This window comes from Mycobacterium gordonae, assembly GCF_002101675.1.
Taxonomy (GTDB): Bacteria; Actinomycetota; Actinomycetes; order Mycobacteriales; family Mycobacteriaceae; genus Mycobacterium; species Mycobacterium gordonae.
The window spans coordinates 1-19,756 of record NZ_LQOY01000070.1; the positions used below are offsets into that span (position 1 = coordinate 1).

At 68.2% G+C, this 19,756-nt stretch carries 16 protein-coding genes; 10 read left to right on the forward strand and 6 right to left on the reverse strand.

The window, feature by feature from the left end:
• Positions 1-746 (reverse strand): PE family protein (locus AWC08_RS10995; RefSeq protein ID WP_142283518.1); only part of this gene is annotated, 746 nt, incomplete at its 3' end.
• A 133-nt stretch (positions 747-879) separates the two neighbouring features.
• Positions 880-2,586: a dihydroxy-acid dehydratase gene (gene ilvD, locus AWC08_RS11000; protein WP_065134303.1), complete on the reverse strand. Its 1,707-nt coding sequence runs from the start codon at positions 2,584-2,586 to the stop codon at positions 880-882.
• Between the two features lie 95 nt (positions 2,587-2,681).
• Between ilvD and ricR the strand changes: the two genes are divergently transcribed.
• From ricR to AWC08_RS11035, 7 genes are all read left to right on the forward strand, one after another.
• A complete protein-coding gene (ricR, locus tag AWC08_RS11005; RefSeq protein WP_065134309.1) occupies positions 2,682-2,972 on the forward strand; it encodes a copper-sensing transcriptional repressor RicR in 291 nt (96 codons plus the stop codon).
• Between the two features lie 93 nt (positions 2,973-3,065).
• Positions 3,066-4,313, forward strand: coding sequence for an MFS transporter (locus AWC08_RS11010; protein ID WP_065134304.1), 1,248 nt, complete (start codon positions 3,066-3,068; stop codon positions 4,311-4,313).
• Between the two features lie 132 nt (positions 4,314-4,445).
• Positions 4,446-5,441, forward strand: a complete 996-nt coding sequence (locus AWC08_RS11015) for a L,D-transpeptidase (protein ID WP_065134305.1) — start codon at positions 4,446-4,448, stop codon at positions 5,439-5,441.
• A 121-nt stretch (positions 5,442-5,562) separates the two neighbouring features.
• Positions 5,563-6,477: a short-chain dehydrogenase/reductase gene (locus AWC08_RS11020; RefSeq protein ID WP_083271140.1), complete on the forward strand. Its 915-nt coding sequence runs from the start codon at positions 5,563-5,565 to the stop codon at positions 6,475-6,477.
• A gap of 80 nt (positions 6,478-6,557) precedes the next feature.
• Positions 6,558-8,006: a WS/DGAT/MGAT family O-acyltransferase gene (locus tag AWC08_RS11025; protein WP_065134306.1), complete on the forward strand. Its 1,449-nt coding sequence runs from the start codon at positions 6,558-6,560 to the stop codon at positions 8,004-8,006.
• A gap of 92 nt (positions 8,007-8,098) precedes the next feature.
• A complete protein-coding gene (locus tag AWC08_RS11030; RefSeq protein WP_065134307.1) occupies positions 8,099-8,680 on the forward strand; it encodes an LmrA/YxaF family transcription factor in 582 nt (193 codons plus the stop codon).
• Positions 8,673-10,928 carry a molybdopterin-dependent oxidoreductase gene (locus AWC08_RS11035; RefSeq protein ID WP_069433661.1) on the forward strand — a complete coding sequence of 752 codons (2,256 nt, stop codon included), beginning with the start codon at positions 8,673-8,675 and terminating at the stop codon, positions 10,926-10,928. Before AWC08_RS11030 ends, AWC08_RS11035 begins: the two co-directional genes overlap by 8 nt.
• A 37-nt stretch (positions 10,929-10,965) precedes the next feature.
• Here AWC08_RS11035 and AWC08_RS11040 read toward each other — a convergent pair whose 3' ends face one another.
• Positions 10,966-12,948, reverse strand: a complete 1,983-nt coding sequence (locus tag AWC08_RS11040; protein WP_069433662.1) for a M13 family metallopeptidase — start codon at positions 12,946-12,948, stop codon at positions 10,966-10,968.
• A 42-nt stretch (positions 12,949-12,990) separates the two neighbouring features.
• Between AWC08_RS11040 and AWC08_RS11045 the strand changes: the two genes are divergently transcribed.
• Entirely contained in the window at positions 12,991-13,620 is a 630-nt protein-coding gene (locus AWC08_RS11045) for a hypothetical protein (protein ID WP_065136273.1), read from the forward strand.
• Positions 13,617-14,306 carry a hypothetical protein gene (locus tag AWC08_RS11050; RefSeq protein WP_065136274.1) on the forward strand — a complete coding sequence of 230 codons (690 nt, stop codon included), beginning with the start codon at positions 13,617-13,619 and terminating at the stop codon, positions 14,304-14,306. Before AWC08_RS11045 ends, AWC08_RS11050 begins: the two co-directional genes overlap by 4 nt.
• 3 nt (positions 14,307-14,309) lie before the next feature.
• On the opposite strand, the gene AWC08_RS11055 is transcribed toward AWC08_RS11050, so the two are convergent.
• The gene (locus tag AWC08_RS11055) at positions 14,310-14,801 is read right to left on the reverse strand and encodes a hypothetical protein (RefSeq protein ID WP_065136275.1); all 492 of its coding nucleotides are present in this window, start codon (positions 14,799-14,801) and stop codon (positions 14,310-14,312) included.
• A complete protein-coding gene (locus AWC08_RS11060) occupies positions 14,798-17,731 on the reverse strand; it encodes an MMPL family transporter (RefSeq protein WP_069433663.1) in 2,934 nt (977 codons plus the stop codon). Before AWC08_RS11060 ends, AWC08_RS11055 begins: the two co-directional genes overlap by 4 nt.
• A 249-nt stretch (positions 17,732-17,980) precedes the next feature.
• Here AWC08_RS11060 and AWC08_RS11065 point away from each other — a divergent pair, with 249 nt between their 5' ends.
• On the forward strand, positions 17,981-18,484 hold the full coding sequence (locus AWC08_RS11065) for a hemophore (RefSeq protein WP_069433664.1): 504 nt from the start codon (positions 17,981-17,983) through the stop codon (positions 18,482-18,484).
• Here the strand turns inward: AWC08_RS11065 and AWC08_RS11070 are convergent.
• On the reverse strand, positions 18,481-19,656 hold the full coding sequence (locus AWC08_RS11070; protein WP_069433665.1) for a lysylphosphatidylglycerol synthase transmembrane domain-containing protein: 1,176 nt from the start codon (positions 19,654-19,656) through the stop codon (positions 18,481-18,483). The two genes, AWC08_RS11065 and AWC08_RS11070, sit on opposite strands and share 4 nt — an antisense overlap.
• Positions 19,657-19,756 lie beyond the last annotated feature (100 nt).

The following is a 19,756-nucleotide window of genomic DNA, read 5'->3' on the forward strand; positions in this document are numbered from 1 at the left end:
ACCCCGCCTTGCTGACCGGCCAGGCCCTGGCCCCCGTCTCCGCCGCTCCCGCCGGCGCCACCCGCGCCGGCGTAGCCGTGCGTTCCCGCGTTTCCGCCGGCCCCGCCGTTGCCTCCGGCCCCGCCGTTGCCGCCGGCCATGCCGGTGATGCCGGCCCCGCCCATCCCGCCGGCGCCGCCATTGCCGAGCCACGTTCCGCCGCTGCCGCCGGCGCCTCCGGTGCCGCCCGGTCCACCCACACCGCCCACGCCGCCGTTGCCGATGAACCCGGCGGATCCGCCGGAACCGCCCACCGCTCCGGGGTTGGTGCTGGCCCCGCCGCTGCCGCCGTTGCCGTAGAGGAGGCCGCCAGCCCCGCCCGCCGTGCCGACACCGTTGACGGTGGTGCCGTTGGCGCCGTTGCCGATCAGGGGGCGATTGAGCAGCAGCCTGGTGGGTGCGTTGACGAGTCCCAGCAACCCGGTGTTGGCCGCTTCGGCCGACAGATAGGTATCGGAGGCGGCTGTGAGGGCGGCCGTGAACTGGTCATGGAAGGCCGCCGCCTGACCGGCGATCACCTGGTAGCCCTGAGCATGCTGGGAGAACAGCGCCGCGATCGCGGCGGACACCTCGTCGGCCGCCGCGCTGGCCACCGTGGTGGTGGTGGCGGCCGCCGCCGCGTTCTGGTGAGCCAGTTGGGCGCCGATGTTGTGCACGTCGGCGGCCACCGAGGCCACGATCTCCGGTGTGATGGCTACGTACGACATCGGGCACCTCGCTGTGCTCAGGAAGCATGGGGTCGCACGATGTTAACGTCCAGGGCCGACCCTGGTGGCCGATTGGCGATATCGAAAGGCGCACGGCCGCAATTGATCTGGCCGCGCCTGACCGAATGGGATTCTAATTGCAGACGGCGCCGTTTGCGGCCGAGCCGACCAGCTTGACGTATTTCGCCAGCACACCGGTCTTGTAACGCGGCGGCGGGGGAGTGAAACCCGTTCGGCGCGCCGCGAACTCGTCCGGGTCGACCAGCACGTCCAGGGTGTGGTTGGCCACGTCGAGACGGATTTTGTCGCCGTCGCACACGAAGGCGATCGGGCCGGCGTCGACGGCCTCGGGCGCCACATGCCCCACGCACAACCCCGTCGTCCCGCCGGAGAACCGGCCGTCGGTCAGCAGCAGCACGTCCTTACCCAGCCCGGCGCCCTTGATGGCGCCGGTAATGGCGAGCATCTCGCGCATCCCGGGACCACCCTTGGGGCCTTCGTAGCGGATCACCACCGCGTCGCCGTGGGTGATGGTGCCGTCCTCCAGTGCGTCCAGCGCGGCCCGCTCACCGTCGAAAACCCTTGCGGTGCCTTCGAACACGTCGGAATCGAATCCGGCCGACTTGACCACCGCGCCCTCTGGCGCCAGCGATCCGCGCAGGATGGTGATGCCGCCGGTCGGGTGGATCGGGTTGTTCAGCGCGCGTAACACCTTGCCGTCCGGGTCCGGCGGGTCGATGTCGGCCAGGTTCTCCGCAAGGGTCTTGCCGGTCACGGTCAGGCACTGACCGTGCAGCAGGCCGGCATCCAGCAAAGCCTTCATCACCACCGGCACCCCGCCGATGTGGTCGACGTGCGACATCACGTGTCGGCCGAACGGCTTGACGTCGGCCAGGTGCGGCACCCGCTTGCCGATCCGGGTGAAGTCGTCGAGGGATAGTTCGACCTCGGCCTCGCGGGCGATGGCGAGCAGGTGCAGCACCGCGTTGGTCGAACCGCCGAACGCCATCACCACCGCGATGGCGTTCTCGAACGCCTCCCGGGTGAGGATGTCGCGGGCGGTGATGCCCTGGCGGAGCAGTTCGATGACGGCCTGGCCGCTGCGGCGGGCGAAGCCGTCGCGGCGGCGGTCGGTCGCCGGGGGCGCGGCGCTGCCCGGCAGGGACATGCCCAGGGCCTCGGCGGCGCTGGCCATGGTGTTGGCGGTGTACATGCCGCCGCAGGCGCCCTCGCCGGGGCAGATCGCCCGCTCGATGGCGTCGACGTCCTCCCGCGGCATCAGACCGCGGGCGCAGGCGCCCACCGCCTCGAACGCGTCGATGATGGTGACTTCGCGCTCACTGCCGTCCGACAGCTTGGCGACCCCCGGCAGGATCGACCCCGCGTAGAGGAACACCGCGGCCAGATCCAGCCGGGCGGCGGCCATCAGCATGCCGGGCAGCGACTTGTCGCAGCCGGCCAACAGCACCGAGCCGTCCAGGCGCTCGGCCTGCATCACCGTCTCCACGCTGTCCGCGATCACCTCCCGGGACACCAAGGAAAAGTGCATCCCCTCGTGTCCCATCGAGATGCCGTCGGACACCGAGATCGTGCCGAACTCCAGCGGGTATCCGCCGGCGGCGAACACGCCCTCCTTGACGGCCTTGGCCAACCGGTCCAGTGACAGGTTGCACGGGGTGATCTCGTTCCAGGACGAGGCGACCCCGATCTGCGCCTTGGCGAAATCCTCGTCCCCCATCCCTACCGCGCGGAGCATTCCGCGGGCGGCGGCCTTCTCCAGGCCGTCGGTGACGTCGCGGCTGCGTGGCTTGATGTCGGGTGCGTCAGGGGCTGAAACCATGCTGCAAGTATGCGGTGCGACGCGATCCCGCCAAAATCGTTTATCATCCTTGGGAGATACCCCGTCGGGGTATGGCATGGCGTTTGGGAGACTACATGACGGCGGCACAGGGATACGCGCAGCAGAAGGACAACTACGCCAAGCGGCTGCGTCGCATCGAGGGTCAGGTGCGCGGCATCGCGCGGATGATCGAAGAGGACAAGTACTGCATCGACGTGCTCACCCAGATCAGTGCCGTCAACAGCGCGATGCGGTCAGTGGCGCTCAATCTGCTCGACGAGCACTTGAACCATTGCGTCACCCGCGCCGTGACCGAGGGCGGCCCGGAGGCCGAGCAGAAACTGGCCGAAGCGTCGGCCGCCATCGCACGCCTCGTTCGTTCCTGACCCGGGCGTGTTGACACGCGATGTTTGGGTAAAGCCCCGATACGTTGCGTACGGTTGTCACGGCGCACCGCACGATGTGCCACCTCCAACACCATGACCGCCGAATCGGGAACCATCGCCGCAACCGCACGAACGTGGACGCCACGGATCGCGGTTCAACTTGCAGTGCTCGCCGCGGCGGCCTTCATCTATGTGACCGCCGAACTGCTGCCGGTGGGGGCGCTCTCGGCGATCGCGCGCAACCTCGATGTCAGCGTGGTGCTGGTCGGCACGCTGCTGTCGTGGTACGCGTTCGTCGCGGCCCTGACCACCGTCCCGCTGGTGCGCTGGACCGCGCACTGGCCGCGGCGCCGGACGCTGTTGCTCAGCCTGGTGTGTCTGACGATCTCGCAGTTGATCTCGGCGCTGGCGCCCAGCTTCGCGGTGCTCGCCGCCGGCCGGGTGCTGTGCGCCGTGACGCACGGCCTGTTGTGGTCGGTGATCGCCCCGATCGCGACTCGCCTGGTCCCGCCCAGCCACGCCGGACGTGCCACCATGTCGATCTACGTCGGAACCAGCCTGGCGCTGGTCGTCGGGAGCCCACTCACCGCGGCGCTGAGCCTGATGTGGGGCTGGCGTCTGGCGGCGGTGTGTGTCACCGTCGCGGCCGCCGTGGTGACCGTGGCGGCGCGGGTGGTGCTGCCCACCATGACGCTGACCACCGACCAGTTGCAGTACGTGGGCCGACGCTCCACGCATCACCGCAACCGGGCCCTGATCATCGTGAGCCTGATCACCATGGTCGGCGTCACGGGGCACTTCGTCTCCTACACCTACATCGTGGTCATCGTCCGTCAGGTGGTCGGCGTGCACGGGCCCAACGTCGCCTGGCTGCTGGCTGCCTACGGAATTGCTGGAGTGCTGTCGGTCGCGCTGGTGGCACGACCGCTGGACCGCCGCCCCAAGGGCGCGATCATCGTCTGCATGGCGGGCCTGACGGCCGCCCTGGCGCTGCTCAGCGCGTTGGCCTTCGGCTGGCACCGTTCGGGGGTGGCGGCGCTGGTGGTCGGGACCGGGGCGATCGTGCTGTGGGGCGCCATGGCCACGGCGGTGTCGCCGATGCTGCAGTCGGCGGCGATGCGGGCCGGGGCCGACGACCCCGACGGCGCCTCGGGGTTGTATGTGACGGCTTTTCAGGTGGGCATCATGGCCGGCTCGCTGGCGGGCGGATTGTTGTACGAGCGCAGTGTGGCGATGATGCTCACCGCGTCGGCGGGTCTGATGGGCGCCGCCTTGTTGGCGATGGCAGCGATACGCCCGATCGTCGATACGGCAGATTCGGCAATTTCACAGGCCGACTAACGTCGCAGGTCAGCGCCCTGAACTGGGCTCGGTAACGGCCGCGGGAAGTTCCTCGAATGGCAAAGCAGGGGTTCTGCTGTGCCACACTGGGGCCAGTTTGGGTCTTGAGGTATGTGACCGAAGGGAAACAGTATGTCGCGCTCGAAAAGGGGCCGCACGAGGGTTGGCCTCGCCGCCGCTCTCAACGCATTCGGACTGGTCGCGGTGCTCGTGCTGGGTGCCGGCCCCGCGTTGGCCGACCCGGACGAGGCGCCCGGCGACCCCGGCCCGGTGGTCGCGCCTGCCGACCCGCCCGCGCCCGAGCCGGTGGCTCTGCCGCCGTTGACCGACCCGTTCGGTGTGCCCCCGACCGACCCGGCGGCGGTGCCGGTGGCCTCCGGGCCGGTGGCCGGACAGGACCCGACACCGTTCACCGGCGAGCCGCCGTTCCGGCCGCCGTCATTCAACCCGGTCAACGGGGCCATGGTCGGCGTGGCCAAGCCCATCATCATCAACTTCCAGGTGCCGATCGCCGACCAGGCGATGGCCGAACGGGCCGTCCACATCTCGTCGATCCCGCCGGTGCCGGGCAAGTTCTACTGGATGACTCCGTCGCAGTTGCGTTGGCGGCCGCTGAGCTTCTGGCCGGCCAACACTGCGGTGAACATCGACGCGGCCGGCACCAAGTCGAGTTTTCGCACCGGCGATTCGCTGATCGCGACGGCCGACGACGCCACGCACCAGATGACGATCACCCGCAACGGCGTGGTGCAGCAGACCTTCCCGATGTCGATGGGGATGGCCTCCGGCGGCCACCAGACGCCCAACGGCACCTACTACGTGCTGGAGAAGATGCCGACGGTGGTGATGGACTCCTCGACCTACGGGGTGCCGGTCAACTCGCCCAACGGCTACAAGGTGACCGTCTCGGACGCCGTCCGCATCGACAACAGCGGCAACTTCGTGCACAGCGCGCCGTGGTCGGTGGCCGACCAGGGCAAGCGCGATGTCAGCCACGGCTGCATCAACCTGAGTCCGGCCAATGCGAAGTGGTTCTTCGACAACTTCGGCAGCGGTGACCCGATCGTGGTCAAGAACTCCGTCGGCACCTACAACAAGCCCGACGGCGCCTCGGACTGGCAGCTGTAGCTTTTCCACGCCGAGCAGACGCAAAGGCCCCCTTTTCGGTCCCGAAAAGGGGGCCTTTGCGTCTGCTCGCGGGCGGACGGACGGGCCGCTTAGCGCTCGGCAATCCGGCAATACACCGGGGATGATCACCGACACCATTCGGGCTCTGGCCCGAGCGACCTCGCGGCTGCCGAAGGCGCTGCCGCTGGCCAACCGCTTCTTCGGCGGCGGTTCGCGCCAAGACATCGACGGACGCGTCGTCTTCATCACCGGCGCTGCCCGCGGACTCGGCGCCGAAATCGCCCGCCAGGCTTACGCCCGCGGTGCCCAGGTCGCGCTGGTGGGCCGCCGGCTGGATCCGTTGCAGCAGCTGGCCGACGAACTCGGTGAACGCGCCGCCGCTTTTGAGGCCGACGTGACCGATGTCGAGAAGTTGCAGCGCGCCGCCCAAGACGCCGTGTCCACCTTCGGCGGGATCGACGTGGTGGTGGCGAACGCGGGCATCGCGCCACCGTCGGAAACGGTCGCCACCATCGCACCGTCGGAGTTCGAGCGCACCGTCGAGGTGGATCTGCTCGGCCAATGGCGCACCGTCCGCGCCACCCTTCCGGCCCTGGTCCAGCGGCAGGGACACATCCTGTTCGTGGGGTCGATTTATGCGTTCTTCAATGGGGTGCTCGCCGCTCCGTACGCCGTCAGCAAGGCCGGCGTCGAGCAATTGGCTCGTGCGTTGCGTGTCGAGCTGGCACCGCAGGGGCTGACGACCGGCATCGCCTACCTGGGTTTCATCGAGACGGACCTGGCTGCCGACGTCTTCGCCCAGCAGCGCGCAACCCAAGTGCGCCAAGCGATTCCGAGCTTCGTCACGCGGCCGATCCCGGTCGCCGAGGCGGCGCGCGTGGTGCTGGACGGCATCGAGCGGCGAGCGGCACGGATCACCGCGCCCGCCTGGGTGGCACCGATGCTGGCGATGCGCGGCATCACCACGACGGTGATGGACGACCTGCTGCTGAACAATCGTGCCGTCGCAGCGGCAGTGAGTAGCGCGGACGAATGAATCGGTTTCGCCCCGAGCAAACCGGCTAACCTCTCGACGCCCCAGCCCAGCACACTCACGCGGCAAGGATGGCGTCGCTTATGAAACAACTCAGCAGCCTGGACACCCAGTTTCTGGCCATCGAAGACCGGCGCCGCACGGGTCACGTTGCCGGTCTGGCGATACATGATCCGAGCACCGCTCCGGACGGCACCCTGACCTGCGCCTCGATGAGCAAGCTGCTGCGGGAACGAATGCATCTGCTGCCGCCGCTGCGATGGCGACTGATCGAGGTTCCCCTCGGACTGGACTATCCGTACTGGGTCGAGGACGACCGGTTCGACCTGAGCTACCACGTGCGAGAGGCGGCGCTGCCCGCCCCGGGCGATGATAATCAGCTGGCCGAGTTGGTGTCACGGCTGCACGCCCGCCCGTTGGACCGCGACCGGCCGCTGTGGGAGATGTACGTCATCAGCGGCCTGAAGAACAATTACGTCGCGGTGTACACGAAGATCCACCACGCCGTCATCGACGGCGTGTCCGGCGCCGAGATCACCGGCCTGCTGCTGGACGTCAGTCCGGAGTCCCGCCCGCTGTCACCCGCCGACCCTTCGGTGCCCGAGCGGCCGCCGGGCAGCGTCGAGTTGTGGGGCCGCGCCCTGGCCGGAATCCCGCGCTCCTCGGTACGGATGCTGCGGTCGCTACCGCGGGCGCTACCCAACCTCGAGGAGACGACCTTTTCGACAATTCCGTTGGTGGGCCGGACGAGTCGGATGGTCGGGCGCGTGCAAGGCCTGGCCCGGCGAGACCGCGGACGGGTGACTCGCCGCGCGATGACCGCCCCCAGGACGTCGTTCAACCGGCGGGTGTCGCCCCATCGGCGCTTCGCGTTCGGAAGCCTGGAGCTGCAGCGCGTCAAGGACGTCAAGAATGCGTACGGGGTGACCGTCAACGACGTCGTGGTGTCACTTTGTGCGGGCGCGGTGCGCCGGTGGCTGGTGGACCACAACGAACTACCTGATGAGCCGTTGGTGGTGCAGATCCCCGTCTCGGTCCGCACCGAGGACCAGGCGGGGACCTACGGCAATCGCGTATTGATGATGGCCGCGCCGCTGCACACACAGCTCGCCGATCCGGTCGAGCGGCTCAAGGCGACCTCGGCCAGCATGAGTGAGCTCAAGGAACGCCACCGCGCGCTCCCGGCCGACCTGCTCTCGGACGTCAATCACTTCATTCCGCCTGCTCTGTTCAGCCGGGCGGCCCGGGCGACGTTCGCGCTGGCGACCTCGTCGGTCGGCCGCCCGACCTGGAACCTGGTGGTGTCCAACGTCCCCGGACCGCAGTTTCCGCTGTATTGCGGCGGCGCCCGGTTGGTCGCCAACTATCCGGTCTCGGTCATCACCGACGGCATCGGCCTCAATATCACCGTGATGAGCTATGACGGCCGCGTGGACATCGGCATCATCGTCGACCGGGAACAGATTCGAGACGTGTGGAGCTTGCTGGACGGCATCGACGTGTCGCTTGCAGAGCTGGAGGGTGCCCCGTAGTCGCTGAGCAGACGCATAAGCCCCCTTTTCTGCCCTGAAAAGGGGGCTTATGCGTCTGTTCGCGCCGGGAAGTTATGTATAACATCATACATATGCGAAGTCCCCGGGATCGGATGGTGATGTCTGCCGCCCTGTTGATCAGGGAGCGCGGCGCACGGGCCACCGCGATAGCCGACGTGCTGGCGCACAGCGGAGCTCCGCGCGGCTCGGCCTACCACCACTTTCCGGGCGGGCGCACCCAGCTGCTGTGCGAGGCGGTCGATCTGGCCGGTGAGCACATCGCCGCCCTGATCGCCGAAGCGCACAGCGGACTGGAGCTGCTGGACACGCTGATCGACAAGTACCGGGAACAGCTGCTGGCCACCGAGTTCCGCGCGGGTTGCCCGATCGCCGCGGTGTCAGTGGAAGCGGGCTTCGACCAGGACGACCGCGACCGGATGGCGCCGGTGGTGCAGCGGGCGGCCGCGGCGTTCGACCGGTGGTCGGAACTGATCACCCAGCGCTTCGTCGCCGACGGCATCGATTCACAGCGCGCGGGGGAGCTCGCCGAACTGGCGACGGCCACGCTCGAGGGGGCGCTATTGCTGGCGCGGGTACGACGCGACCTGGCGCCGCTGGATCTCGTTCACCGCCAATTGCGTGAGTTGCTGGAAAGGAACCTGCCCCATGAATGACTGGCAGCCCACGGCATGCATCCTGTGCGAGTGCAACTGCGGCATCGTCGTACAGACCGAAGGCCGCACCCTTGCCCGCATCCGGGGCGACAAGGCGCATCCGGCGTCACAGGGGTACACCTGCAACAAGGCGTTGCGGCTGGATCACTACCAGAACGGCCGGGGTCGGCTCACCGCACCGCTGCGCCGGCGCGCCGACGGTAGCTACGAAGAGATCGACTGGGACACAGCGATCGTCGAGATCGCCGAGGGCTTCAAACACATCCGAGACACCTACGGCGGCGACAAGATCTTTTACTACGGCGGCGGCGGGCAGGGCAACCACCTCGGCGGCGCCTACAGTGGCGCGTTCCTCAAGGCGTTGGGCTCGAAGTACCGGTCAAATGCGTTGGCGCAGGAGAAGACCGGCGAAGCCTGGGTTGATGCGCAACTCTACGGCGGCCACACCCGCGGCGAGTTCGAGCATGCCGAGGTATCGGTTTTCGTCGGCAAGAACCCGTGGATGTCGCACAGCTTCCCCCGCGCCCGGGTGGTGCTCAACGAGATCGCGAAGGATCCGCTGCGGTCGATGATCGTGATCGACCCGGTGGTCACCGATACCGCCAAGATGGCCGACTTCCACCTGCGGGTGCGACCGGGAACCGACGCTTGGTGCCTGGCGGCACTGGCTGGCGTGCTGGTACAGGAAAACCTCTGCGACGAAGCATTTCTCGCCGAGCACGTGCACGGTGTGGAAGCCGTTCGGGAGGTGCTGCAGCAAGTCCCGGTCGGCGAGTATGCCGGGCGCTGCGGAGTGGACGAGGAACTGTTGCGCGCGGCGGCGCGCCGCGTCGGGACAGCCGGCAGTGTCGCGGTGTTCGAGGACCTCGGGGTGCAGCAGGCGCCCAACAGCACGGTGTGTTCCTACCTGAACAAGATGTTGTGGATCCTCACCGGCAACTTCGCGAAAAAGGGCGGCCAGCACCTGCATTCGTCGTTCGTGCCGCTGTTCAGCACCGTCTCGGGGCGCACCCCGGTCACCGGCGCACCCATTATCGCCGGGCTGGTTCCGGGCAACGTGGTGCCCGAAGAAATCCTGACCGACCACCCAGACCGGTTCCGGGCGATGATCGTCGAAAGCAGCAACCCGGCACACTCGCTGGCCGACTCGGCCGCGTGTCGCGAGGCGTTCGGGTCGCTGGAACTGCTGGTGGTCGTCGACGTCGCGATGACCGAAACCGCCCGGCTGGCGCACTACGTGTTGCCGGCGGCGACGCAGTTCGAGAAGTGCGAGGCGACCTTCTTCAACCTCGAATTCCCGCACAATGCAATGCAATTGCGCCACCCCCTGTTCGCGCCGTTGCCCGGCACGTTGCCCGAACCCGAGATCTGGGCGAGGCTGGTTCGCGCACTGGGCGTCGTCTCGGATGAGGATCTGCGCCCGCTGCACGAGGCCGCCGCCCAGGGGCGTCAGGCGTATACCGCGGCATTTCTGGGGGCGGTCGCCGGCAATCCGACGCTGGCCCGGGTGCTGCCCTACGTGCTCTATGAGACTCTGGGCCCGACCTTGCCGGACGGGCTGGCCGGGGCGGCAGCGCTGTGGGGGCAGGCGCAGAAGACGGCGATGACATACCCCGACGCCGTGCGGCGCGCCGGGCACGCCGACGGCAACGCGCTGTTCGACGCGATCCTCAACGGTCGATCGGGGATCACGTTCACCGTGCACAACTACGAGGACGACTTCGCGCTGATCGGTCACAGTGACCACAAGATCGCACTGGAAATACCGGAGATGTTAAGCGAGATAAGGGCTTTGGTTACCGGTCCAGATCGGCTTACCAGCGACGAGCTGCCGATCGTGCTGTCGGTGGGGGAGCGGCGCGCCTACACCGCCAACGACATCTTCCGCGATCCGTCCTGGCGTAAACGCGACACCGACGGGGCGCTGCGGGTCAGCGTCGAGGACGCCCAGGCGCTCGGCCTGCGCGACGGCGGCCGGGCGCGGATCACCACGGCGGCGGGTAGCGCGGAAGCCACCGTCGAGATCACCGAGACCATGCTGCCCGGACATGCGGCGCTGCCCAACGGTTTCGGGCTCGACTACATCGGCGAGGACGGTCGCACGGTGGTGCCGGGTGTGGCGCCCAACGCGTTGACGTCGACGAAGTGGCGCGACCGCTACGCGGGTACGCCGTGGCACAAGCACGTGCCCGCCCGGATCGAAGCGTGCCCCGCACCCTCGCGAGCAGACGCGCAGGTACCCGCGTAAGGCCTGTTTCAGGGGCCTTTGCGTCTGCTCGCGAGTGTCAGTTCCAGATGCGGACGCGGCGGTGGGGGTCCAGGAACAGCTCGTCCGACTCGGCCACGTCGAACGCCTCGTAGAAGGCGTCCACGTTGCGGATCACGCCGTTGCAGCGGAACTCCGGCGGCGAGTGCGGGTCCACCGCCAGGCGCCGGATCGCTTCAGCGTCACGGGATTTCGTGCGCCACACCTGGGCCCAGCCGAAGAACACCCGCTGCACGCCGGTGAGGCCGTCGATCACCGGGGCGGGTTCGCCGTTCAGTGACAACTGGTAGGCCAGCAGCGCGATCGACAGACCACCCAGATCGCCGATGTTCTCACCGACGGTGAAGGCACCGTTCACGTGATGACCGTTGTCCAACCCGCGTGGCGTGTAAGCCTCGTACTGTTCGATCAGCGCCTTGGTCCGGGCGCCGAACTCGGTCCGGTCGTCGTCGGTCCACCAGTCGACCAGGTTGCCGTCGCCGTCGTACTTGGCGCCTTGATCGTCGAAGCCGTGCCCGATCTCGTGTCCGATCACCGCGCCGATACCGCCGTAGTTGGCGGCGTCGTCGGCTTCGGCGTCGAAGAACGGCGGCTGCAAAATGGCTGCGGGGAAGACGATTTCGTTCATCCCCGGGTTGTAGTAGGCGTTGACGGTCTGCGGTGTCATGAACCATTCGTCGCGGTCGACGGGTCCGCCGAGCTTGGCAAGTTCCCGGTCGTGGTTGACGGCGTAGCCCCGCTGGAAGTTGCCGTACAGGTCGTCGCGGTCGATGACCAGCGCCGAGTAGTCCCGCCAGGTGACCGGGTAGCCGACCTTGGCGGTGAACTTGTCGAGCTTGGTCAGCGCGCGCCGGCGCGTGTCCGGGGTCATCCAGTCCAGGTCGCTGATGCTGATCCGGTACGCCTCGCGCAAGTTGGTGACCAGCGCATCGATCCGGTCCTTGGCGTCCGGCGGGAAATGCCGTTCCACATAGAGCTTTCCGACGGCGTCGCCCATTAGTGTCTCCACCAGTGCGACCGCCCGCTTCCAGCGGTCCCGGATCTGCTCGGTGCCGGTGAGCCGGCGGCCGTAGAAGTCGAAGTCGGCCTCCACCATCTCGCTGGTCAGCCACGGCGACCGGGCGCGGATCAACCGCCACCGGGCCCAACTCTTCCAGTCGTCGAGGTCTTCACTGCTCCACAGTTCGGCGAACGCGGTGAGGTAATCCGGTTGCCGGACAACCAGTTCCGCGACGGCCTCCGGCGTGGTCCCGAGCCCGGTGACCCAACCCGACCAGTCGAAGCCCGAGGTGCTTTCCAATTCGACGAACGTGCGCAGGTTGTAGGTGAGCTCGGCGTCACGGCGCTTGACGACGTCCCAGTGGGCGGCAGCCAGCTTCGTCTCCAGCGCCACGATCCGGGCGGCGGTGTCGGCGTGGTCGTCGGCGCTGCCACCGAAGACCAGGCTGAACATCGTCGCGATGTGGCCTGGATAGGCGGCGAGCACGGCGGCGTGCTGCTCGTCACGGAAATAGGACTCGTCGGGCAGGCCGATGCCTGATTGCGAGAAGTGCACCAGGTACCGGCTGGAGTTCTTGGAATCGGTGTCGACGTACAGTCCGACGCCGCCGCCCACCCCCGTGCGTTGCAGGGCGCCGACGACGGTGGCCAGCGCGCTGCGATCGGCGGCGCCGTCGATCACGGTCAGTTCGTCGAGCAGCGGTTGCAGGCCGCGGCGCTCCACGGCGGCTTCATCCAGGAAGCTGGCGTACAGGTCGCCGATGCGCTGCTCGTCGGTGCCCGGTGCGCCCTGGCCCTGGCTGGCCTGCACGATCAGGTCGCGCACCTGCTCTTCGGCCCGGTCGAACAGGGTGCGGAAGGCGCCGTCGGTCGCGCGGTCGGCGGGAATTTCGTACTCGGTCAGCCAGCGGCCGTTGACATGCCCGAAGAGGTCGTCTTGGGGGCGGGCGGCTGGGTCGACGTAGCTCAGGTCGATCCCCGAGCGGATGGCCTCTACTGTCACCCCGCCATCCTTCCATCTCTTTTCGGGTGCAACGATCGCACCATGGCTGACCAGGACGCCGAAGACATCCAAGACGTAGAAGACGCTGCCGACACCGACGACACCGACGACGACGAGGCCCGGGTGTTCTCCACCTACGGCATCGCCTCGACCGTGCTGGGGCTGATCTCGGTCGCGGCGCTCGTGCTCGGCGGGCTGATCTGGTTCGGGCATCGCGACGACTCCGCCGAGCGTGTCTACCTGTCCCGGGTGATGGCCGCGGCGGCCGACTGGACGCAAATCCTGATCAACATGAACGTCGGCAACATCGACGCCAGCCTGCAGCGGCTGCACGACGGTACCGTCGGACAGCTCAACACCGACTTCGAGGCCGCGGTCATGGACTACCGGAAAGTGGTGGAGAAGCTGCAGGCCAAGAGCATCGGTCAGATCGAGGCGGTGGCCATCGACAGCGTGCACCGCGACCTGGACACCGTGCCCGGTTCCCCCCGGCCGGTGGTGACGACGAAACTGCCGGCTTTCGCCACCCGGACCGACTCGGTGATGCTGGTGGCGACCTCGGTCAGCGAGAACGCCGGCGCCAAACCGCAGGTGGTGCACTGGAATCTGCGCCTGGACGTGTCCAATGTGGACAACAAGATGATGATCTCCAGGTTGGAGTCCATCCGATGAGAAACGCATGGCGGCTCGCCGCGTTCGATGTGCTGGCGCCGCTGGCGGCGCTGGTCGCGTTGTTCGGGATCGGCGCGGTACTGGATTGGCCGCGCTGGTGGGTGGCGGTGGCCGCCGCGCTGGCGCTGCTGATCGTCGAGGGCGTGGCGATCAACTTCTGGCTGCTGCGCCGCGACCGGGTCACCGTGGGTACCGACGACGACGCGCCCGGGCTGCGGCTGGCGGTGGCGTTCCTGGCGGCGGTGGCCCTGTGTGCGGCGGTGCTGACCGGCTACACGCACTGGACCACCAAGGACGAGGACTTCAAGCGCGACTCGGTGGCCGTGGTGCAGGTCGCCACCGGAGTGGCCGAGGCGGTCGCATCGTTTTCGCCGACCGCGCCGGGGGCCTCCATCGACCGCGCCGCCTCGATGATGGTGCCGGACAAAGCGGGCAAGTTCAAAGAGGAGTACACCAAGACCAGCGCCGACCTGCTGCAGCGCAAGATCACCGCGCAGGCCTCCACGCTGGCGGCCGGTGTGGAGGCGATCGGGCCATCGGCGGCCAGCGTGGCGGTGATCATGCGGGTGACCCAGAACGCCCCCGGCCAGCCCACCAGTCAGGCCGCTCCGGCGGTGCGCGTCACGTTGAGCAAACGCGGCAGCGACTGGCTGGTGCAGGACATCGTCCCGATCAACTCGCGCTGAGGTTTAGTTGGAGTTGGCTGACCGCTCGTTCTTAACCCGGACGAACCGGTCGGACAACCTGCGCATCCGGATCATCAGCGATGCCGACGGGCTGACGCTGCCATCGAGGTAGGTCGCGAGGTCCTCCGGAGCTACCCCGATCCGGGAGGCGAACTCCTGTTGCGCCAGTCCCGACCGGTCCATCAGTAGCTTCACGTGCCGCGCCACCTCGGCGCGCTCATTGGACTCGAGGTGGGTGCGGGCCCGCTCGAGCACCTCCCACAGCGCTTTGGCGATGCCGATCGGGCGCGAGCCCCGCAAGATCTCCTCCACCTGACGTGCGGTCCGGCCGTAGGGGTCGCGTTTGAGGGCGGCCGCGATGCGCTTCCAGGTGGCGATGTCGCCACCCTGCAGGGCGGCGTGGATCGCGGCGGTGGACCAGAATTCCACCGGTTGGTCAGGGTCGGGCCGCCGCACAGCGGAGGCAGCAGGCCGTCGGTCGGCAGCCAACGTCACCTCGCCTCCTCCAGCATTGCTACGGCCACAGCCAGGCAGCGCTGCCTGACCTGCTCCCAGTCTGCCCTCCCGTCGGGTTCGGGCCAATCGTCGTCGAGGTCGGACGGATCGGGATCCGCAAGCCGGCGAAGCAACTGGGTAGCCATCCACTGCGATCGCGAAGACGACCCGGGAGGCTGACAACAGTAATACCTGTCCATCCCGGCCAGCACCACCGCGACGGTCTCCGGATCCATTGCGTCGACCATGTCAGCAAAATCGGCATAATCGCGGCTGCTGTTACGGCTCATGATCAAGTAGCCCTTGAACCGCAGCGTTTCCGCCCCCGTCGGGATCAGCAGCCGGTCACCGGTCGGCAGTTGCACGTTGGTGGTCTCCACCGGGCTGCTGCGCCGGAAGCCGTTCCTGGTGCCTCTGCTGTCCAGCGCGTCCAGCGCGACGGCCAGGCGTCCGCGCCACAGCGTCACGGGATGGATCGGGCGGTCGGCCCATGACATGGCCCGGGCGATGCCGCTGCGGTAGGCGAGGCTGGCCTTCCCGACCGGGCCGGTGGCCAGCGCCACGGTGTCGGCCTCCGCTGATTCCGGCTCGTCCTTGCGCGCGCAGCCGCTGAACGCCAGCGGGTCGGTCACGCAAATGGCATCGGGGGCAAGGTGTTTGAGCTTGGCGGCGGACTTGATCACCACCCGCAGATCGGCGCTGGGGGCGATGGCGGCGGTGATGTCCTCGGGGATGACGACGACGCCGCCGAGATCGACATCGGGCAGCGGCCGGTCGAAGTCGACCGAAGGCAGGAGCCGGCCCAACCAGCCCGGCAGCCACCAGTTCCACTTCGAGAACATCGCCATCAACGCCGGCACCAGCACCAGGCGCACCACCGTGGCGTCGACCGCGATCGCGACGGCGCACGCCACGCCGATCTCGGCCACCAGCGGCATGCCGGCGAAGGCGAATCCGCAGAACACCGCGATCATGATCAGCGCAGCGCTGGTGATGGTGCGCGCACTGGTGCTGACGCCGTAGGCCACCGCGTCGCGGGTGTGACCGGTCTGCAGGAACCGTTCCCGGATGCGGGTGAGCAGGAAGATCTCGTAGTCCATGGACAGCCCGAACGTCATCGCCAGGACCAGCGGGGGCACGGTGCTGTCGATCGACGTCAGGTGCGGGAAGCCGAGCTTCTCGGCCCAGCCCCATTGAAAGACCATCACCAGGCTGCCGTAGGCGGCCGCCACCGAAAGCAGCGTCATCAGCACGCCCTTGAGGGCCAGCAGCACCGAGTGCACCGAGAGCAACAGCATCCCGAAGGCGATCAGCGCGACGAAGCCCAGCACGATGGGCTGAGTCTGCGACACGCGGTCGTCGAAGTCCTTGATCAGCGCGGTCGAGCCGCCGACCGAAACCTGTGCGTCGCCGCCGACCCTGGGTAGCTGGCTGCGCATCCAGTCGACGGTGTGCCGTGCGCGCAGGTCCTCCGGATCAACCGACAGCACCGCGTTGAGCAACGCGCTGGTGTTGTCTGCGGCGTACTGCGGCGGCCCGACGGACGCGACGTTGGGCCCCTGGGCCATCTTCTCGCGGATCGCGGCGAGCTTCTGCGCACGGACCGGGACCGCGTCCTGTCCCTGCGGCCAGTCGGGGAACGTCACCAGAACCTGAACGGGACCCAGCGCCCCCGGGCCGAGCGCCTGTGACGCCGAGGCCACCCCGGCCCGGATTTCGTGGGAGGAGTCGAACTGCCGCAGCAGGCTGTTGCCTAACACCATCGACAACGCCGGTGCGGCCATCAGCAGCAGCACCGCGGAGGCCGCCAGCGCGGAGATCCAGGGCCGGCGCATCACCCAGGTGACCCAGCGTGTCCAGAACCGCGACACCGTACTTTCCGGCCGGCGTGACCAGTGCAGCAGCGGCGACCTCTTGGCGGCAGCCCGGGAGAACGTCGCCAGCAACGCCGGCGTCAACGTCGCCGAGGTCAGCATGGCGACGGCAACCGCGAGGATGGCACCGGTGGCCATGGACCGCAGCGCCGGGGTGTTGATCAGGTAGATGCCGGTCAGCGAGGCGATGACGGTCAAGCCGGACAGCACCACCGCCAGGCCCGAGGTGGCCATCGCCGCGTCGACGGCCTCCTGCGGTTGCCGGCCGGTGCGCAGCTCCTCCCGGAAGCGCATCAGGATGAACAGCGAATAGTCGACGGCCAGCGCGATGCCGAACATCGACACCGTCGAGGTGACGAACACCGACATGGGCGTGTGCATGGACAGCGCATAGACCAGCCCCATGGTCACCACGACCGTGCAGACGCCCAGAGCGAGCGGGATCGCCGCGGCGGCCAGCGAACCGAACACCGCGAGCAGCACGACCAGGATGATCGGCAGGTTCCATTCCTCGGCCTTGGCGATGTCGTGTTTGGTGTTTGCCGCGGCGGCCGCGCTCAGCGCCCCCTGCCCGATGACGTAGAGCCGGACGTGGCCGTTGGGGGTCTGCCCGGACTGGTCGCCCTTGACGCCGACCCGTTCGCGCAGCTTCTTGGCGACGTCGCTGGTGCCGGGATTGCGGGCGTCCAGGCGCAACGTCACCACGTACGGCCGGTCCGGCTGGGGCGGTCGCTGGGTGGGGTTGGGCGCCTCGGCGACGCCCGGCAGCTCGCCGGCGATCCGTTTCAGCTCGGCGACGGCGTCGTTGATGTCCTGATACGTGGCGTCGGCGCGGGGAGCGGCGACCAGCGCCAACGGCGACGCGCCCAGCTCGGGGTATTGCGCGACGAGTTGGTCGTGGACGGCCAGGGACTGCGAGCCGGCAACCTCGAATCCGCCGCCGGTAAGGTTCCCCGACTGCGTCATAGCCAGATAGATCGCCGGAACGAGGGCGAGCAACCAGCCTGCGAAGACGAACCAGCGGAATCTGCGCAGGTTGCGGCTCAGCCGCATCATGAACTGCTGGATTTTCTATCTCCCCGTGTTTCTTGCGCCGCGCGTGTTTGCGAGCCTACCGGAGTGTGCTGTGCCCTACGGCCTGCTTATCGGTTCCTGAGCTGGGACGACACGGGTTTGGCGGGATCGTTGTTAAGTCGTGATCGCCGGTGGCGCTCCATTTCGGTTGGCGACCCGGCTGGGCGGGATGGCAGGATGTCTGTGGCCGCCGAGCGGGGGAGTTCGGGCGGCGAATCGTGAGGAGTCGTTATGCCAAGTACGCCGTTCCTGCGCCGAGGGTTGTTCGCCCTCGTGGCCGCTACCGGGCTGTCGTGCGCCGGGAGCGCCGTTCTGGGGGCGCCTGCGGCGACGGGTTCGACGGACCCGTGCGCGGCTAGCGAGGTGGCCCGCACGATCGGTTCGGTCGCCAAGTCGACCGGGGACTACCTGGACTCCCACCCGGAGACCAACCAGGTGATGACCAGCGCCTTGCAGCAGCAGGCCGGGCCGCAGTCGCTGGGTTCGGTCAAGGCCTACTTCGAGGCGAACCCGAAGGTGGCGCTCGACATGCAGGGGCTGGCCAACCCGCTGAACAAGCTGGGCACCCAGTGCAAGCTGCCGATCTCGCTGCCGCAGGCGCTGAGCATGGTGCAAGCAGCGCAAGGTGGTGGACTGCCGGGGCTGCCGGCCGGGGGGCTGCCCGCGGCGGGAACGCCGGCCGGCCAGCCCAACGGCACCGGGCCGCTGCCGGGGCCGAAACCGGCCAACGGCTAGTCCGGCCGGTCCAGTGGCGGCAGGGGTCCCTGCAACGCCGAGTCGGCCGGGTCGGCCATGGCGCGAAGATCCGGCACCCGTAGTTCGGGATCGGTGGGCGGGTCCTCGTCCTCGCTAGCCCCACTGAGTCTGTCGGTGCGGAACATGAAGAAGAACACCACCCAGCCGATCGCGGCGATGAACAACCAGCTGATCAGCCGGTAGATCAGCATCGCCGAGATCGCATTGGGCAGCCCCATGCCGCTGGACACCAGGCCAGGGACCAGCACCGCTTCCACGACCAGCAGCCCGCCCGGCATCAGCGGGATCGTGCCGACCGCGCGGGCCGCCGCGTAGGCGACCGTCAGCCCGGCGACCGAGGCATGGTCGCCCGCGGCGTAGGCCGCGAAGCCCAGGCATGCGACATCGGCGATCCAGTTGAACAGCGACCAGCTGAACGCCACGGCGAGGTCGCGTCGGCTCAGGCTCACCGACTCGAGCTGCATCAGGATTTCGCGCCACTTGTCCAGACCGGTGTCGGCGGGTTTGCCGCGAATGGAATTCACCCAGGACAAGACCTTGCTGCCGATTCCTTCGATCAGCTCCGGGCGCGACGCCACCGCCTGCGCCAACAGCAGCAGCGCGACGAAACCGCCGAGGGTGAACAGCAACGAGAACGGGTTGTTCTTGGCGCCCAGGAAGAATGCGCCCCCCAAGCCGAGGACGGCCAGACCCACCGCCTGCAGTGCGCCCGACATCACCAGCTGCCACGACGCCACCACCGTGGAGGCGCCCCAGATGCGCTGCTGACGCAGCAGGAACGTTGCCGAGATCACCGGACCGCCGGGCAGGGTGGTGCTCAGCGAATTGGCCGCGTAGAAGGCGGCTTCCGAGCGCAGTTGTTTGACGTGCACGCCCGCGGATCGCAGCAGCGTGCGCTGAATCTGGGCGAAGCTGTGCATCGACGCCGCGGCGGCCGCCATCGCAGCGACCAGCCACCACCAGTTGGCCTCGAACAGACTCGTCCACGCCTTGGCCAGCTGGTCGCGCACCAGAATCACCTCGACGGCGAGCACGATCGCGACGACCGACAGCACCACCCACCGCAGCCACCAGTGCTTGCCGCGCGCCGGCTTCTCGCCCCGGGTGAGGCGTATCCCCGCAAACTTGCGGGCGCCGGCGTCAGACGACATCGCATTAGGGTAGCCGCGCCGGTGTCCGGTGCATCGTTGCACGTCGCCGACGTGTCGGCGTTGTTCTGAGGTCGTGACCGGATCGTGGCGGCCAGGTTTG

Coding starts and splice junctions, on each gene's coding strand:
- ilvD (WP_065134303.1), bottom strand. CDS start 2,586: ATGGTTTCAGCCCCTGACGCACCCGACATCAAGCCACGCAGCCGCGAC.
- ricR (WP_065134309.1), top strand. CDS start 2,682: ATGACGGCGGCACAGGGATACGCGCAGCAGAAGGACAACTACGCCAAG.
- AWC08_RS11010 (WP_065134304.1), top strand. CDS start 3,066: ATGACCGCCGAATCGGGAACCATCGCCGCAACCGCACGAACGTGGACG.
- AWC08_RS11015 (WP_065134305.1), top strand. CDS start 4,446: ATGTCGCGCTCGAAAAGGGGCCGCACGAGGGTTGGCCTCGCCGCCGCT.
- AWC08_RS11020 (WP_083271140.1), top strand. CDS start 5,563: ATGATCACCGACACCATTCGGGCTCTGGCCCGAGCGACCTCGCGGCTG.
- AWC08_RS11025 (WP_065134306.1), top strand. CDS start 6,558: ATGAAACAACTCAGCAGCCTGGACACCCAGTTTCTGGCCATCGAAGAC.
- AWC08_RS11030 (WP_065134307.1), top strand. CDS start 8,099: ATGCGAAGTCCCCGGGATCGGATGGTGATGTCTGCCGCCCTGTTGATC.
- AWC08_RS11035 (WP_069433661.1), top strand. CDS start 8,673: ATGAATGACTGGCAGCCCACGGCATGCATCCTGTGCGAGTGCAACTGC.
- AWC08_RS11045 (WP_065136273.1), top strand. CDS start 12,991: ATGGCTGACCAGGACGCCGAAGACATCCAAGACGTAGAAGACGCTGCC.
- AWC08_RS11050 (WP_065136274.1), top strand. CDS start 13,617: ATGAGAAACGCATGGCGGCTCGCCGCGTTCGATGTGCTGGCGCCGCTG.
- AWC08_RS11060 (WP_069433663.1), bottom strand. CDS start 17,731: ATGATGCGGCTGAGCCGCAACCTGCGCAGATTCCGCTGGTTCGTCTTC.
- AWC08_RS11065 (WP_069433664.1), top strand. CDS start 17,981: ATGCCAAGTACGCCGTTCCTGCGCCGAGGGTTGTTCGCCCTCGTGGCC.
- AWC08_RS11070 (WP_069433665.1), bottom strand. CDS start 19,656: ATGTCGTCTGACGCCGGCGCCCGCAAGTTTGCGGGGATACGCCTCACC.